The following is a 16,661-nucleotide window of genomic DNA, read 5'->3' as shown; positions in this document are numbered from 1 at the left end:
ATGAACGTTCTCTAACATTCTAGTTAATTCATAGCAAAGGACTAATAAACGATATATAATGATTGGATAACGATGAAAGGGAAGGGGGATACAAAGTGGCGTGGAATGTACTACTATTAAGAATGTCGGCAATCTATGGATTTATTGGAGCGTTTCTGGGATCTCATATGGCAGGGGCAGGATCATATGCCTTTAAACCCATTCATGCCCATATATTAGTTGTCGGATGGTTAAGCTTGTTTGCGTTTTCTTCTTACTATCGCTCATATGAAGTACCGAAGAATTCAAAGCTGGCCTTTGCCCATGTATGGACAAGCATTATTGGATCCATAGGCTTAACAGTCGGAATGTGGTTGTATAACTTAAACCCGTTCAATCTACCTCAAAACTTTACGATGGTCTTTTACATCGTTGGAGGAAGTACTTTATTGCTAAGCTTTTTACTGTTTGTGTTTATGACCTTTAAATATAGTAAAAGCAAAAGATAAATGAAGAAAAGAGCCTTTCTTATTAAAGTCAGGCTCTATTTTTTATAGCTTATACGCTTAAATCGTTGTTTGATAATATGAGTGCTACCACCAATGGCTCTTTCAACTAATGTGTGCTTAGATGGTGAGGGGAACCACTTCGCTTGCAGCTAGCGTTCGGCCGAGCCTGGGGTCTCGCCACGCCCGTACTTCCGAGAGGAGTCTCCGCTGTTCCCCTCACCATCTATAATTGAAGAAAGTTGATCGACTCCAGCGGAAAGCAATCAATCTGGAACGGCAATCAACCAATACTTTCTCCTCTTAAATAGCCAAGAGTATTATTTAACAAACTTTCGATAAACATGAGTGTTTTGTAAAGGCTTGAAGCCTAGAGAATAGTATAATTCCTCTGCGCCTTGATTATTCTCCATATAACATATTCGAATGTACTCATTGCCACGTTCGATCATCGCATTCATTGCAAATTGAAGAGCACATTTTCCGAGCCCTTTTCCTTGATAGGCAGGAGAGACCATGAGGTTATCGATGGTTTCGTCACCAATGGTTACGGAGGCGACGAGGTTGTCATCTTTTGTAAGGATATAAATATTTTCCTTGCTTTTTAAAAGTGCTGCTCGTTCTGTTTCATTTGGTGGATATGTATAAGGCTTAATGTCATTTGAGACTTGAATATGGTAATAACAATCGTTTTTTACCTTGCTGTACCTCTCGTAAAATTCATCCTCATATGGAATGAAGTCCAGCTCAACAGTTGGAAACCCCTTCCCAAAGTAGATTAGTTCCGGAGAACCCCACCATTTCTTAAAGCCCTGTTTTTCATAAAAAGGACTTGGGTCTTCTTGATCGACTCTTATATATACAACTAGAGAACGAGGGTTTTCAGGTAGAAGAAAAGCTAGAAGCTCTCGATATAGAAGAGTTCCAATTCCGTTCCGTCTACTGTTTGGCAAGGTAAATAGATTCAGCTGCGCCTCTTTTTCGTTCAATCCATTCTGATAAAGGGAAGAATAGCCAAACCCTTGGATTCCACCTACTTCATACAAAAGGAATTGATGGGCATCACGAAATTCTTCCCCCAGGTCGATCGGTTCATAGTCCGTCCCTACCTCTTTAACCAATTTATTTAACGTTTCGATATCCTCTAATTTACATTCTCGTATCAATGATAGCACTCCTTTGAAGGGACTTTTTGGATGTCCATCCTTACTAGTTCTAGTTAAAGAGGGTGAATTCCTGTAAAAAAAACTCCTTACCCATAAAGGTAAAGAGTTTTTCATCGACTTGTTACGTCGTCTCAGGTGATTTTGCCTGAAAGAGCATTCGATATTCCATTGGATTTTGAACGAGATCGGCTAAAGTATATTCATCTAATACAGAGAGATAGGCTTGTAATGCTTTTCCTAACACATGCTTTAATCCACAAACAGGTGTGATAACGCAGTTATTATGTTCACTGTCAAAGCATTCTACTAAGTGGAAATCTTCTTCTGTAATTCGCACGAGTTCTCCAATATTGATGTGTTCTGGTTCTTTGGCCAGTTTAATTCCACCATTTCTTCCGCGAATGGTTTCCACCAGCCCGGCTTTACCTAATTCATAGGTTACTTTCATCAGGTGATTTTTTGAGATGGAGTAGGCATCTGCAATTTCTTTTATATTAGAGAGTTCGTCAGTTGGTTTGGATGCCAAAAAGATCAAAACTCTCAGAGAGTAGTCAGTGTATAAAGTTAGTCTCATTTATCTCACCTTTCTATTCCGATAATTCTATTATACAAAAAGGAGAGAGCAATGTATCTAAATGTGTCTATATTATTAAAGATGTATTTTAAGTATTGCTTTGAATGAATTTTAGACGTACATTAAAGATGTATTTAAAATATATCTTTTAGAGGTGATTGTTATGCTTTCTCCAAAAACAATTGAAATCGTAAAATCCACAGCTCCTATTTTAGAGGTAAAAGGGAAAGAGATTACCACGTATTTTTATAAAACAATGTTTTCGAACCATCCAGAATTATTAAATGTGTTTAACCATGCAAACCAGAAAAAAGGACGTCAGCAAACGGCTCTTGCGAATACGATTTATGCTGCTGCAAAAAATATAGATCAATTAGAATCGTTACTTCCAGCAGTAAAGCAAATTGCACACAAGCATAGAAGCTTAGGGATTAAGCCTGAGCAATATCCAATCGTAGGTGAGCATTTACTTCTTGCTATAAAAGAAGTACTTGGAGAAGCGGCTACAGACGAAATTATCGAAGCATGGGGTGCAGCCTACGGTGTAATCGCTCAAGTATTTATCGATGTGGAAGAGGAAATGTACGTAGAAGCAGAGAGAAAAGAGGCTGGCTTTAGAGACTTCAAGTCATTTATTGTCACAGAGAAGGTTCAGGAAAGTGACGTGATTACATCTTTTTACCTTAAACCGTCTGATGGAATGAAAGTCCCTGAGTTTAAGCCTGGTCAATACATTTCCGTTCGAGTGAGAATTCCCGGAGAAGAGAATACCCACATCCGTCAATATAGTTTATCGTCTGTATCTAATAGTGAGTATTATCGAATTTCAGTGAAAAGAGAAGGGGAATTCGAGCCAAACGGTAAGGTTTCCACGTATTTACATGATGAGGTAAGGGAAGGATCTACTTTAGAAGTCAGCGCTCCTGCTGGAGATTTTGTACTACAAGACCAGAATAATGGAAAAGTAGCTTTTATTAGCGGAGGAGTTGGGATTACTCCAATGTTAAGCATGCTTGAAACAGTTGTTCATACGTCTCCTGAACGTCAAACCGTCTTTATTCACGCTAGTAAAAATGAAGGGGTTCAAGCATTTCGACATGATGTAGAAGCAGCTATGAAACAATTATCCAGTGGTGAAGCTTGCTATATTCTTGAAAATCCCAGTGAAGAGTCTTCGTGCCATTACAAAGGATATATCACGAAGGAAATCTTATCTACTTATGTAGATTCTCATGTGGAATGTTATGTTTGCGGACCAGCTCCATTTATGAAAACAGCTATTACGGCATTAAAGGAAATGGGTGTACCTGACAGTCATATTCACTATGAATTCTTTGGACCTTCTATGGATTTGGCACAGGTTGATGAAAAGGAAATGATGAAGGTTTGATGAGTATAGAATAAAAGCTTAAATCTGAAAAAAAACTTCAGCCAAAACGGCTGAAGTTTTTATTTTTCTTCTTAAAAACGATGCTCGTCTTTATCCACTCTATTTTTAAAAGCCTCTTGGGTAGCGATTAATTCTTCATCTCCTGCAGGGTCTTCTGAGTGCTTTTGTGAAAGGCTGTTTTTAGGAAAATTTCCAGGATGCCCTTTTTTCTTTGATTCAAACGATTTACCACGTGACATATTAAACACTCCTTTAGTAAGTGATAGGTGTAGTTTTTCCAGCTATACTTAAAATATGTAGTAATGAATTGTCAGAAAATAGACGTAAATAATCCGTAAAAAGAAAACGTTTATGGATAAAATAGAAGTACAAGTGGTTGTTACGATAACGTCAAGGAACTGGATCACCTATACCCACTGAGAATTCATGTTGGAGGGATAGCGTATGGATTTCGCGATGATACTGTCTGAACAAAGAATTAAAAAGGCTTATGAAGACGGGGAATTTAAAGAGCTTTCAGGGTTCGGTAAGCCGATGAACTTAGACGATGAACTGGGAGTGCCTCAGGAGTTAAAAATGGCTCATCGAATATTAAAAAATGCCGGTTTCTCACCTGAAGAAATGAATGTAAAAAAAGAAATGATGCAGATTGAAGACCTGATTCGAGTATGTGAAGACGGATTAGAGAAGGAAGAACTTCGTCGGAGTCTTAATGAAAAAATGGTGAGATACAATTCCATGCTCTCTAAAAAGGGAATCAAGACGAACAGTGCTCTTTTTAAAAATTATGAACAAAAAATAGAAAGTAAATTACTATAATGGGTTCCGTTTAAGGAGGGAATTCCTTAAACCACACCCAAATTATCCATAGAAATAGGAGTGTTAATAAACGTTATTTAAAAAGAAAAACCGAGACCAGATGCTCTGGGTTTTCTTTGTTTCAATAAAGTCCCCTTTAGTTGAATACCGTTTTAACCTTCAACCATTTTTAAATAGAGAATCTTTTTTCCATCAACTACCGCGATATAAGCAGGTGTATTAGTGTTGAATATCTTTGTGCCAATTGGCAATTTATTAGCTGTGCCATTTTTGAAGTTGGATGCCCTATCTGCCTGACTTGTTATTTCCCCCAATTCTTCCCCTAATTCATATTCCAGTTCAGAAACCCAGTCCAAATCTTGTGCGTTTGAATATACATAATCGCCTAGGAGGAAAATATCAGCATTCTCGTACTTTAAATAATCATTTGGGCTTGGGTTGCCGGTAGATTGATTTATCGAAATTTCACTATTACAACCGACCAGAAATACAGCCAAGATATTAAGAAGTAATAAAATTTTTAAAAACCTCATTAAAAACCTCCTTGTAGATCATTCCAAAATTAACAGACTTCCTCTAATGACCTTCCAGTTAATGGAATGTTTGTTTCGATTATATCACATGAACTTTTACATGAGAGCGCCTGAGAATAGGTAACAGTTCAATTGCAAATTGAAATGGTAATCGAAGTGCTAAATCTTCACAAAATTGAATGCAAACAAGGACATAACAACAAATGAAGCAGGCATAATTCATTTGTGTATTAACCTGCTATTTTCTATTCTATGTAAAATTTTATTCTCCCAAAAAAGAACCCTTACTTTGATAAGCAAGGGTTCTTTTATTATTTATTTTACCTCGGCATCTTTTTTAAATAGAAAGAAGGAAATGACCCCTGATAAGAGGGTACCACCTATGACAATGAGAATTCTCGTTTCATCTGGAATTTCCGAATAGTCCTTATTTAAGATCCAATTTGCCAAGTAAGCGACGATAAACATGATTGGTATAATCATGATGATTCTTTTCAAGCTGACACACCCTTTATTCCTAGATAGTTCTTAAAGTTTACCATAAATTCTTTAGTTATGGATGCTCTTCTGGATGCGGTCAGCACTTTGAGCTGTATCCTGTATATATTCGGCAATGGTTGTGTTGTCTTGGTTTAATGTTTCAATCGTTGCACTGATTTCTTCAAGTCCTGCAGAAGATTGTTCAATGACAGCCGCAAGTTCTTTCGTTGACAGCCCTGCTTCTTCCGTTTGGTCTTTAACAGAGGAGGCTGTGGTAGATAACCTTTGGAATTCTTTTGAAATGGCATCCAGTTTCTCACGAAGGGATTTGAAATATTCGGTTACATCACCTGTAGCGCTAACATTTTCGTTTAACTTCGTTGAGCTTAAATTCATAATCTCTAAGGCAGAGGAGTTCACTGAGTTAACAGATGAGAGATTTTCATTGATTCTCGTTGCTGTGTTACGGGTAATTTCAGCAAGCTTACGAATTTCGTCAGCCACAATACTGAATCCTCTGCCAGCTTCTCCTGCACGAGCTGCTTCGATGGAAGCATTTAAAGCTAATAAATTCGTTTGGTCCGTAATATCTTGAATGCTACCAATAAATGTGTTGGTTTCCTCAATTTTGCTAGTCAGTTCTTTAAAGGTATGACTAAGTCCTTCTATAATATTCTTTAATTCAATCATGTTTTCATGAAGATAGGTAACTCGTTCATTTCCTGATACAGCAAGTGAATTGGCATCAGAAGAATGAATAGATAGGTCATTTGATAGGTGAGTAACTTCTTCCATTCTTGTCATGGTCATTTCCGCAACAGAAGCGATATGGTTGATCTGGTCGCTTTGATTCACACTTCCAGCTGAAATTTCTGTAACGGCTGTTCTCATTTCATCATGGGATACAAGATGAGTTTGAATCTGCTCATTGATTTGTTTAATGCTTTTTGTGATCGTAGTCAATTCTTTTGCAAGGAAAGAACGCTGTTCATCTTTATTCTTACTTTCAATCTCATTATTAAGGATAAATTCTTGAATTTGTTTAAATTGATTTCGGTTTAATTTGATGACAACTCCAAGGACGATTCCTAACAGAATATAAACTAATAATGAAGGAACAAATAATTCAGCAAAAAGTACGTTATCAGCAGGTGCCATTACTTTGTTTAAGATAAGCAAAATAAGTCCTGAAGTAAAGCCAAATCCAAATACAATTGAATGAAAGTGAATCGCAGAAAAAATGGCGAGAAGAATCAACGTAACCATATTTGTAGGGTTTGAGCCTTCAAGGAACAGCCAAATGCCGTTAATAATATAAATCGTAGGAATGCTTATATACACAAATAATCCTGGTTTTTTACTAACAAAATGCAAAACAAGAAAATACCCAGTAAGTAGTACTAATTGTGAAGAGTAAACGGTTAAATTAATGATTCCTGATTCGTTTAAAATAGAATAACCTAGTCCTGCCATCAAGCTTATTCCATAGGTGATGAGCATAAGTAAATTCTTTCGTTTACTGTCTACTTCTTTCAGTTGTTTAGGGGTCATGATCTTTCTCTCCTTTAATTTATCTATTCATAATATCGGACGAGCAAATCTTAATATTAATAACGGAATAGCGTAAAATACATATTTTTTCAGAAAAAAGAGAAAGTTATTTACCCTCAATAAATGAAAATCCGTACCGATATAAAAGATAGACTAAGATGAGTAAGGTGGAGCTATCAGATGGATAAGACGTCATTAATAGGTGTAATTTTAGGGATCATTGCCGTAGGTGTAGGAATGGTGTTTAAAGGAGTAAGTCCCATTGCCCTTGTCAACCCTGCTGCAATTTTAATCATTATCCTGGGGACGGTGGCAGCAGTAACGATTGCTTTCCCAACCTACGAGATAAAAAAAGTTCCCAAGTTATTTGGGATTTTATTTAAAGAACAAAATTTACAAGATCCAAAACAAGTAATACAATTTTTCTCTCAAATCGCAGATTTAGCTCGTAAGGAAGGTCTACTAGCACTAGAATCCAAAACTCACGAAGTAGATGATTTATTTTTGAGGGACGGACTTATTTTAGCTGTTGATGGCCAAAGTGCTGATTACATAAGAGATGTTCTGCATGAAGAAATTGATGCAATGGAAGAAAGGCATAGTGGAGGAGCAGCGATCTTCACTCAAGCCGGGACCTATGCCCCAACATTAGGAGTTCTTGGTGCTGTTATTGGTTTAATTGCTGCGCTAAGTCATATGGATAACACGGATGAACTGGGTCATGCTATTTCAGCAGCCTTCGTTGCCACTTTGCTTGGAATTTTTACAGGATACGTTTTATGGCATCCTTTTGCCAACAAATTAAAGCGAAAATCAAAACGTGAAGTACAGCTGAAAATGATGATGGTAGAAGGAATTCTTTCAATTATAGAAGGAGAATCCCCACGAGTGATTGAGCAGAAGCTTGCATCGTATCTACCAGCATCTGAGAGAGTGCTGTTAATGAAGGGGGATGCAGATGAGCCGGCGTAAAAAGAAACACGACGATGATCACATGGACGAATCCTGGCTCATTCCCTATGCGGATCTCCTCACTCTTTTATTGGCTCTCTTCATCGTTTTGTATGCATCAAGTTCAGTGGATGCTGAAAAATTTGAAGAGCTTTCCCAAGTGTTTAGTGAAATTTTTACCGGGGGAACAGGGATGATGGATTTTCCGAGTCCGGTGGCTCCTCAGCAATCAAGTGACCAGGAAGAGAAAGAAGGAGCAGCCAATAACGATGAATCCGATAAGGAAGATGCTAAGAAACTGGCATTTGAGAAGGATCAGGAAGAGTTAAAAGAAATTCAGAAAAAAGTAAACCAATACATCAAGACGAATGAATTAGAAGCACAATTTGTCACAAAGTTAACAAAAGAAGGGTTACTGCTCACCATTCGGGATAATGTCTTGTTCGATTCAGGATCCGCAACGGTTCAAGTAAACGATACGAATGTAGCCAAAGAATTATCTAAGCTGTTAGAAATGAATCCTCCCAGAAATATTATTATAAGTGGTCATACAGATAACGTACCAATCAGCAACGCCGAGTATGAATCAAACTGGGAGCTCAGTGTCATGAGAGCTGTAAACTTTATGAAAATTATATTAGACAACCCAAACCTCAAGCCTGAATGGTTCAGTGCCAAAGGATTTGGAGAGTTCGAACCAGCCGCAGACAACTCAACAGCAGAAGGTCGCGGAAAAAACCGAAGAGTAGAAGTATTGATCCTCCCCCGCGTATCACCAGAATAAAAATGGAAAAATCTCAAGCCAGCGAATGAACCGGCTTGAGATTTTTTTGTTGGATGGGCTGAGGGACGGACCTTTAACGTGGTTATGGGTTAGAGGTCCGTCCCTCGAAAGTGTTCACAATTTTGCACATTCTTTTGTGGGTTTTACACATTCTTGAAGGAATTTCGCACATTAGTGAACCAATTTCGCACATTTTCCAATTAAAATCGCACATTCATCGTTGTTTTTCGCACATTTCAAAACTGTCTCAGAAGATATAGAGCCATATTACCACCGCAAGCAACCCCATTTAATAATATCCACTCCAATCGGTAACAATTCTCCTAATTTTCTAACAAAATGTTTGGTTGTGCCCATAAAAGGGAAATGTTTGAAAAATATTTAGAAGTAGTGGCTAATTTCTGGAAACGAGCTATATTCTTTACCATTCCAATTTTTAGCCACTTCGTCTACCTAAGGAGGAGCACTATTGGATCAGTTTTTTGACATCATTGGAAAAGTTTCAGCATGGATATGGGGTCCACCCTTAATCATCATCTTAGCTGGGACAGGCTTGTATTTAACTTTCATTTTGAAATTTATTCAATTTCGCTACCCACTCTACATATTTCAACAAACCATTGGTAGCATATTTAAGAAGCCCAAGGGAGAAGGAACTGTTACACCACTGCAGGCATTAACATCAGCATTATCCTCTACGATTGGTGCAGCGAACATCGTTGGGGTTCCCGCAGCTATTATGTTTGGTGGCCCTGGAGCCGTATTTTGGATGTGGGTTATCGCATTAATCGGTATGGCTCTCAAGTTCTCAGAGAGTGTTCTTGCAGTGCGTTATCGAGAGAAGAATGAAAAGGGAGAGTATGTTGGTGGGCCAATGTACTATATGAAAAAGGGATTGAACATGAAATGGCTGGGTGTATGGTTTGCTTTTGCCCTCATGATTGAATTGATTCCAAGCGTGATGGTACAAGGAAATGCAGTAGCCTCAACTGTTGAAGAAACCTTTCATATCGACGGATGGATTACAGGGCTAATGATTGCTTTCATAGTGATCTTAATTGTATTCGGTGGAATTAAACGAATTGGTAAGGTAACAGAAATATTTGTTCCATTCATGGCTCTTATTTATGTAGGAAGTGCCGTTGTTATTCTATTTATGAATCTGGATGCAGTTCCAGAGTTCTTCCAATTGATATTATCGAATGCATTTCAACCCATGTCAGCCATGGGTGGGTTTGCAGGGGTAGCCGTTGCAGAAACGATTCGATGGGGATTTGCCCGTGGTCTTTATTCCAATGAAGCAGGACTAGGAACCGCGCCGATTGCCCATGCAGCAGCCACAACGGACCACCCAGTGAGACAAGGTCTTTGGGCAATTATTGGTATTGTCATTGACACACTTATTGTTTGTACAGCAACAGCGTTCGTTGTTCTATCATCTGGTGTTTGGACAGCAGAGAATGCTTTAGATGATCCATCGGCCTTAACAACAGAAGCCTTTACAAACTACTTTGGCTCATTTGGAGGAATCTTAGTAACCGTTTCCCTTATATTCTTCGTCTTATCGACGATTATTGTCATCGTGTTTTACGGTGCGAAGCAAGCAGAGTTTTTATTTGGATGGAAAGCAGCCCAAGTAATTAAGGTCGTATATACAGTAGCGATTGTACTCGGGTCCATAGGTGCAGCTAAAGTGATTTGGCAGTTCCTGGATTTAGCACTTGTAGCTATTTTAATTCCAAATATTATTGCTGTTCTTTTATTAAGCAAAGAGGTTAAGAGATTAACTGATGAATTTTTTACATCTGACCAGTACTACTTAAAAGACATAGGTAAAGTGAAGGAACCGGAAAATAGAAAAATTAACTAGGGAGAATAAAAAAACCTCTTCTAAAAACGTTATTCTATTTCGATTGAGAAGGAAAAAACACAAAATGGTATTGATTTTTGGAGGTGCGAGTTATTATAATCATTCGCACCTCTTTTTTTGTTGGCATATCAATATCTATGTACTATTGTTTATGGGGTTCGAACCCATTTGTTAATACTGGTTCGTTTTTAATAACCGAGTTATTATTAGCTTGTACTATAGGGTTTGAGCTAATTAACTGTATACTTCGAAATAATTAACATACAGGTATTTGTTACTAAGTTAATAATACTACTACAACAAAAATTGACAAAATATTCTTTCTGCTTATGATAGGATTGGTACATTCCTTTGTAAACTAATTTTGTGACCAACATGAAGCATACATAGTAAGAACAACTAATGATCTTCATCTTAATCAAAATCTAGGAGGTATTTTTAACATGAAGAAATTATTAACAGTTACATTAGTCATGCTTTTTACAATGAGTTTAATGGTATCGGGGGTGTCGGCTAAGAGTACCGTCGTTCCTGGTCAACAGACAGATGATGGCAGTATTCCGGTGGGCGATGTAACGGGCATGTATACTCAAGATGATGGTGTGTATCATTACAAAGTTCAATATCGTGGTGACTTTGGAGGAGATCCTTATCTAGACAGTGGATGGATGATAAATCACATCACGAACACGGAAACGGGTGAAAAGTATTTTTACCTTATTGTTCATGAAACAGATCCCCGTTATACAGGAGAAGGAACTCCAGTGTGGGGTAGTTGGGAATATCATCTTGCAGTCAGTGGAAATCAATCTGATCCAGTAGACAATGGGGTTATTGATATTAACAAACCTAATCATCCTGTGAAACGCTAAATGAGTGACATCTGGCAAGCAATCAACAAGTAGTAGGCTTAAAATTTCTATCTTTAAAGATTAGTTTACAAAGTGAATTATTCTACTAAAAGGGTCCAAATTGAAAAAAGCAACGCTTCAATGCGTTGCTTTTTTAGTTGTGAATTTAATTGTACTCCAAAGGCGAATTAGTATCTTCAACATCTGAATCGAGGAGGTTACTCAAAAATGAAGCGGGTCTTTTCTAGGACATCTATACTATATAATCTTCAAAATCAACCTTGTACATAAATGAACAAAAGTTTAGAATATTAACAAAAGTTAAATTTAAAGAGGGTAGGAGCTTATGAACGATGATAAAGAAAAGCTTTTGTTATCTTATATAGAAGAAAATCCATTTATGACCCAGCAGGAATTATCGGACCGAAGTGGCATATCAAGATCGGCAGTTTCAGGGTATATCTCCAACTTGATAAAAGAAGGAAGAATTCTAGGGCGTGCTTATGTTCTGCCAACCAAAAAAGGAATCACATGTATTGGTGGCGCGAATATTGATCGCAAGCTTCAATGCGAGAACTCATTGCTTAAGGGGACATCTAATCCTGTAAAGACCAGTCAAACAAGTGGAGGAGTTGCCAGGAATATCGCTGAAAATTTAGGTCGGTTGGGTATCGATTCGAACCTGGTTTCCGTTGTAGGAGAAGATACGGAAGGAAAATGGCTTCTTAACCAAACAAGGCCGTTTGTTGATATTAGCTCTACTCAACTGTTAAATAATGAGACGACGGGATCATACTCAGCGCTGCTCGATGAGACAGGTGAAATGGTGTATGCGTTAGCTGACATGAACATTTATGAAAGCGTTGACATTGGGTTTATTGATAAAAGATGGTGCACGATTGCTTCTTCTAAAATGGTGTTGCTGGATACGAATTTTCCTGAAGAAGTGATCAAGTATATTATTCGTCGATGTCAGAACGAGGGAATTCCCTTAACCATCACTCCTGTTTCAGCTCCTAAAATAAACAAACTTCCCTCTTCTTTAGAAGGAGTAACGTGGTTCATTTGCAATAAAGGTGAAGCGGAAGCGTATCTAGGAATGGAGATTGAAAAGGAAGGCGACTATTTTAAAGCAGCGAAAGCCATCACTCAAAGAGGTGCAAAACGAGTCGTCATTACGAGAGGAGATCGTGGATTAATCTATTACACTACCTATAAAGAAGCAAGTGCGATTCTTCCTCCAAAAATAGACGTAGTAGACGTAACAGGTGCCGGAGATGCTCTTGTGGCGGGTATTTTATACGGCTATATGAAAGGCTCTGATACGGAAGGCGCGTGTCGTATTGGAATCGCCTGTTCCTCTATTACTCTACAATCCAATCGAACCGTCACTCCTTTTCTGACACAAAGTAAGGTTCAAAAGGAGTTTAGCAATCATTTTAAATAAAGTAGGAGGAAGAAGGATGGAACTAAAACAGTATATTGAGTTTTCTCGAGAGGTTATTGAAGGAATGGAAGATGGGAAAGCCATTGTTGCGTTGGAGTCGACCATCATTTCCCATGGTATGCCTTACCCTCAAAATGTAAAGACGGCTCGTGAGGTGGAGGATATCATCCGGACAGAGGGGTGTGTCCCAGCAACGATTGCCATCTTAAATGGGAAAGTAAAGATCGGGTTGTCTGATGAAGAACTTGAGTATTTAGGGCAGGCCCCGAATGTTATCAAAGCAAGTCGGAGAGACCTTCCATACATACTGGCTAGTAAGAAAGATGGGGCAACGACCGTCGCTGCAACAATGATTTGTGCAGAGCTGGCAGGCATCTCCATCTTTGTTACAGGTGGGATTGGTGGGGTCCACAGAGGTGCACAGGAAACAATGGACATTTCAGCAGATCTTGAAGAGCTTGCCACAACCAATGTAGCCGTTGTTTGTGCTGGTGCGAAATCTATATTGGATCTCGGATTGACGATGGAATATTTGGAAACGAAAGGTGTTCCTGTGCTTGGATACAAAACGGATTCCCTCCCGGCTTTTTACACAAGAGAGAGCCCTCACTCCGTTAATTACAATATCGATACACCAGAGGAAACTGCATCTATTCTTAAAGCTAAATGGGATCTTGGCTTAAACGGCGGTGTTGTTATTGCTAATCCAATCCCAAGAGAGTATGCCATGAAGGAAGACGAGATGAGCTCGATCATCGAAAGAGCACTAAGGGAAGCTGCACAACAGCAAATTACGGGAAAAGAAGTCACTCCATACCTACTTGGTAAAGTTAAGGAGTTGACTGAAGGAAAGAGCCTACTGGCAAACATTGCTCTAGTAAAACATAATGCTCGTGTAGGAGCAGAGATTGCACAATGTTTTCAGTTGCAAAAAGTACGAACCTAAACGTATACTCGTTTAGGTTTTTATTATGGTTTTTTTTGCTACTTTTTAAGAAAAGAGCCTTCTAATAAGATGGAATTACAGAATTACGTTTATATGTGTGAAAATCTAGGGTAAAATGGAATAAATATGGTTACGTAAAGGAAGGTATTATGACAGATATGAAACCCATGAATGCATTGACCATTTATTCTATTCCATTTCCAGCAGCATTATGGGATCGACAAACTCAATCGGTAGTCGAAGAAAATGAAGAATGGAAAGAACTAATAAAAAATGAGGATGTACATCAAGACACATTATTAAATAGAAGTATGGATTTATTTCAATTCAATCATCATCATTTCGTCATGAAGAGGAAGGGAATTGACGAACAGCTGGAGCTTTTAACGATTGTTCCAAAAGATAATAGAGAAGAACCCAATGTCATCACTAGCCATTTTTTAAGTGATTCACGGTCGGCTATTTATGAATCATTAATCCATAACACACCGACATGCGTGTGTATTATAGATGAAAACGAAAAAGTAGTAGAGATGAATGCATCTTTTCAAGAATTATTTGATGTTCAGGATGAGTTTTTAGGGGAATCGTTATGTCAGCAGCCTCCACTCCAAAACCCTGATTTTGTCCATTTAGTGAAGAAAGGTCTTGGGGGCATCAGCACCACAGGAGAAGAAGTGACTTTTGTAATGAATAATCAACGGCTGAGCACCTGTAATATTACGATCTCACCGGCCAATTACAAGAATGACGGCACTGTTAACAGTGTAGGGATTATTCTCCATGATATAACAGAAAAGAAAAACTATGAAAACGAACTCGTTTCGTTGAAAATTGAACTTGAAAACACTTTGCGTCTTCAGAAAACCATTACATATAAAATTAAGAAAAAAAACGAAGACTTTGTGATTGAAATGGCAGCAGGGGAATTGCTGAAAAAGCTAAATTTAACTCCCTCCAAGGTGATAGGGAAAACGATTCAAGAAGTATTTGATTCTCATCACTTAGGGAAAATCCAGCCTAAACTTAATAGAATTTGGGAAACGGGAGAAGAATTAACCTATGAAGATAAATATAAAAATTTAGAGTATTTGGCTTCTATTGTGCCTGTTTTCCAAAACGGAAAAGTCGTAGAGATTATTTGCTCCATTTCCGATATTTCTCTTGTGAAGGATATTCAACGAAAGCTGATAGAAAGTGAACAAAAATACAAATCGATTGTGAAATATAGTCCAGATAATATTTATATGGTTGATATTAACGGAATTATTCAGGAAGTAAATCCTGCAGCTAAAACCCAGTGGAATCACATTGCTCCCCATATGATAGGAAGTCATTATACAACATTCATTGCTGAGGGCAGTAAGAAAGAAGCCATAGAGAATTTTGAAATCGCCCTTAGAGGAGATGCCGCAAAATTCATCACCACGTTTGAAAATGGAGAAGGTGTAAAAAGTCATGTAGCAGTGACAAACATTCCGATTCGAGTGAGAAACAAAGTGATTGGGATCTATGGATTTGGACAAGACATCACAGAAAAACTGAAAATGGAAGAGGAATTAAAGGAAGCGAAAGAGCTGCTTGAGGCATATTTCGAACATGCAGGAGACGGTATTGCTCTCCTTGACCCGGATGGGAAGGTTCTAAAGGTCAATCAGCAGTTTGAAATGATGTTTGGTTGGAATAAGGATGAAATTGTGGGAACACCGATTACTTTTTTACATAAAGAAAATCAACTTGGACAATTTAAGCAAAATTTAATAACCGTTAAAGCCGGGAAGCGGATAAAGGATTATGAAACGGTTCGCTATCATAAAGACGGAAATCCAGTGGAAATTGCTTTCAACATGAACCCAATCCTAAACGACAGTGGGACTCTGATAGGGGTCTCTGCCATTATTCGTGATTTATCTGAAAAGAAACGAAACGAGGATCTTTTAAAGAAATCAGAACAATTGGCTATGATTGGACAGCTTGCAGCGGGAGTGGCTCATGAAATTCGGAATCCACTGACCACTCTGAAAGGGTTTCTCCAGCTAATGACAGAGAGTGCTCAAGACGATTTTTATTTAGGTGTAATCCAAGGTGAGTTGGATCGAATAGAGATTATTACGAATGAGTTTCTGGCACTGGCTAAGCCGAGAGCAGTGCAATTTTCATTAACCTCCCTCACATCGCTACTAACAAGCTCAGTTGAATTTATTAAAATGGAGTGTTTGAAGCAAGGTGTAGATGTGCGCTTTTCAGTAGAGGAAGCAGAAATCTATTGCGATTCTCATCAAATAAAGCAAGTCATTCTCAATGTCATGAAAAATGCGTTAGAAGCTATGCCAAGTGGAGGTCTCCTGAGTGTACAACTTGAGAAGAATGAAAATGACGCAAATATCACCATACAAGATACAGGAAGCGGAATTCCACCGGAGAGAATGAAGCATTTAGGCGAGCCCTTTTACAGTACGAAGGAAAAAGGTACAGGATTAGGATTGATGATTTGCCAAAAGATCATAAAAGAACATAACGGTTCGATTTCCATTCAGAGCAATGTGAATGAAGGAACTACAGTGAGTATTTTGCTTCCGATTGTAAACGAAGAGGAATAGGAGAAACACCCAAAAAGAATTCTTTTTGGGTGTTTTTTAATTAATGGCTATTTTCATAAGCATTGTTGCTTTTTCAGACTTGATGATTACATGGGCAGAGCCATTGGTTCTTGCGAAAAGAATCTTGTCGAAGGATGTATGTGACAAAATCTGCTCTTTTTATGGAAATAAATTCATTTTCACTTATTTTCCGGGAAATAGTTTTGTTTTAAAA

At 38.1% G+C, this 16,661-nt stretch carries 16 protein-coding genes; 10 read left to right on the top strand and 6 right to left on the bottom strand.

The genetic code is table 11. The features are described 5' to 3' along the window. Positions 1-95 precede the first annotated feature (95 nt). A complete protein-coding gene (locus tag IQI_RS18865; protein ID WP_231893465.1) occupies positions 96-488 on the top strand; it encodes a hypothetical protein in 393 nt (130 codons plus the stop codon). A 317-nt stretch (positions 489-805) separates the two neighbouring features. On the opposite strand, the gene IQI_RS18860 is transcribed toward IQI_RS18865, so the two are convergent. Next, positions 806-1,651, bottom strand: a complete 846-nt coding sequence (locus IQI_RS18860; RefSeq protein WP_064094213.1) for a GNAT family N-acetyltransferase — start codon at positions 1,649-1,651, stop codon at positions 806-808. Between the two features lie 121 nt (positions 1,652-1,772). Then, entirely contained in the window at positions 1,773-2,225 is a 453-nt protein-coding gene (locus IQI_RS18855) for an RrF2 family transcriptional regulator (RefSeq protein ID WP_064094212.1), read from the bottom strand. Between the two features lie 163 nt (positions 2,226-2,388). Between IQI_RS18855 and hmpA the strand changes: the two genes are divergently transcribed. Further along, a complete protein-coding gene (hmpA, locus tag IQI_RS18850; protein ID WP_064094211.1) occupies positions 2,389-3,615 on the top strand; it encodes an NO-inducible flavohemoprotein in 1,227 nt (408 codons plus the stop codon). A gap of 71 nt (positions 3,616-3,686) precedes the next feature. Here the strand turns inward: hmpA and IQI_RS20965 are convergent, their stop codons facing one another. After that, positions 3,687-3,854 (bottom strand): hypothetical protein, encoded by a 168-nt coding sequence (locus tag IQI_RS20965; RefSeq protein WP_197489779.1) that lies wholly within the window; start codon positions 3,852-3,854, stop codon positions 3,687-3,689. Between the two features lie 205 nt (positions 3,855-4,059). Between IQI_RS20965 and IQI_RS18845 the strand changes: the two genes are divergently transcribed. Continuing rightward, a complete protein-coding gene (locus IQI_RS18845; RefSeq protein WP_064094210.1) occupies positions 4,060-4,434 on the top strand; it encodes a DnaJ family domain-containing protein in 375 nt (124 codons plus the stop codon). Positions 4,435-4,586: 152 nt separating this feature from the next. On the opposite strand, the gene IQI_RS18840 is transcribed toward IQI_RS18845, so the two are convergent. The 3 genes from IQI_RS18840 to IQI_RS18830 form a co-directional block, all read right to left on the bottom strand. Further along, a complete protein-coding gene (locus IQI_RS18840; protein ID WP_064094209.1) occupies positions 4,587-4,967 on the bottom strand; it encodes a hypothetical protein in 381 nt (126 codons plus the stop codon). A 315-nt stretch (positions 4,968-5,282) separates the two neighbouring features. Continuing rightward, entirely contained in the window at positions 5,283-5,465 is a 183-nt protein-coding gene (locus IQI_RS18835; protein ID WP_197489778.1) for a histidine kinase, read from the bottom strand. 51 nt (positions 5,466-5,516) lie between these two features. Further along, a complete protein-coding gene (locus IQI_RS18830; protein ID WP_064094208.1) occupies positions 5,517-6,998 on the bottom strand; it encodes a methyl-accepting chemotaxis protein in 1,482 nt (493 codons plus the stop codon). 180 nt (positions 6,999-7,178) lie between these two features. Between IQI_RS18830 and motA the strand changes: the two genes are divergently transcribed. From motA to IQI_RS18795, 7 genes are all read left to right on the top strand, one after another. Continuing rightward, on the top strand, positions 7,179-7,970 hold the full coding sequence (gene motA, locus IQI_RS18825) for a flagellar motor stator protein MotA (protein ID WP_064094207.1): 792 nt from the start codon (positions 7,179-7,181) through the stop codon (positions 7,968-7,970). Next, the gene (motB, locus tag IQI_RS18820) at positions 7,957-8,733 is read left to right on the top strand and encodes a flagellar motor protein MotB (protein ID WP_064094206.1); all 777 of its coding nucleotides are present in this window, start codon (positions 7,957-7,959) and stop codon (positions 8,731-8,733) included. The genes motA and motB overlap by 14 nt, the downstream gene beginning before the upstream one ends. 469 nt (positions 8,734-9,202) lie before the next feature. Continuing rightward, entirely contained in the window at positions 9,203-10,603 is a 1,401-nt protein-coding gene (locus IQI_RS18815) for an alanine/glycine:cation symporter family protein (RefSeq protein WP_064094205.1), read from the top strand. A gap of 443 nt (positions 10,604-11,046) precedes the next feature. Continuing rightward, positions 11,047-11,475 carry a hypothetical protein gene (locus IQI_RS18810; protein ID WP_064094204.1) on the top strand — a complete coding sequence of 143 codons (429 nt, stop codon included), beginning with the start codon at positions 11,047-11,049 and terminating at the stop codon, positions 11,473-11,475. A 325-nt stretch (positions 11,476-11,800) separates the two neighbouring features. Then, the gene (locus tag IQI_RS18805) at positions 11,801-12,901 is read left to right on the top strand and encodes a carbohydrate kinase (RefSeq protein WP_064094203.1); all 1,101 of its coding nucleotides are present in this window, start codon (positions 11,801-11,803) and stop codon (positions 12,899-12,901) included. A gap of 16 nt (positions 12,902-12,917) precedes the next feature. Further along, positions 12,918-13,847, top strand: coding sequence for a pseudouridine-5'-phosphate glycosidase (locus IQI_RS18800; protein ID WP_064094202.1), 930 nt, complete (start codon positions 12,918-12,920; stop codon positions 13,845-13,847). A gap of 149 nt (positions 13,848-13,996) precedes the next feature. Further along, positions 13,997-16,447, top strand: coding sequence for a PAS domain-containing protein (locus IQI_RS18795; protein WP_064094201.1), 2,451 nt, complete (start codon positions 13,997-13,999; stop codon positions 16,445-16,447). Positions 16,448-16,661: the final 214 nt, after the last annotated feature.

The sequence above is a fragment of the Rossellomorea aquimaris TF-12 genome, from assembly GCF_001648555.1.
GTDB lineage: Bacteria > Bacillota > Bacilli > Bacillales > Bacillaceae_B > Rossellomorea > Rossellomorea aquimaris.
This window is presented reverse-complemented; position numbering and strand designations above follow the sequence as displayed.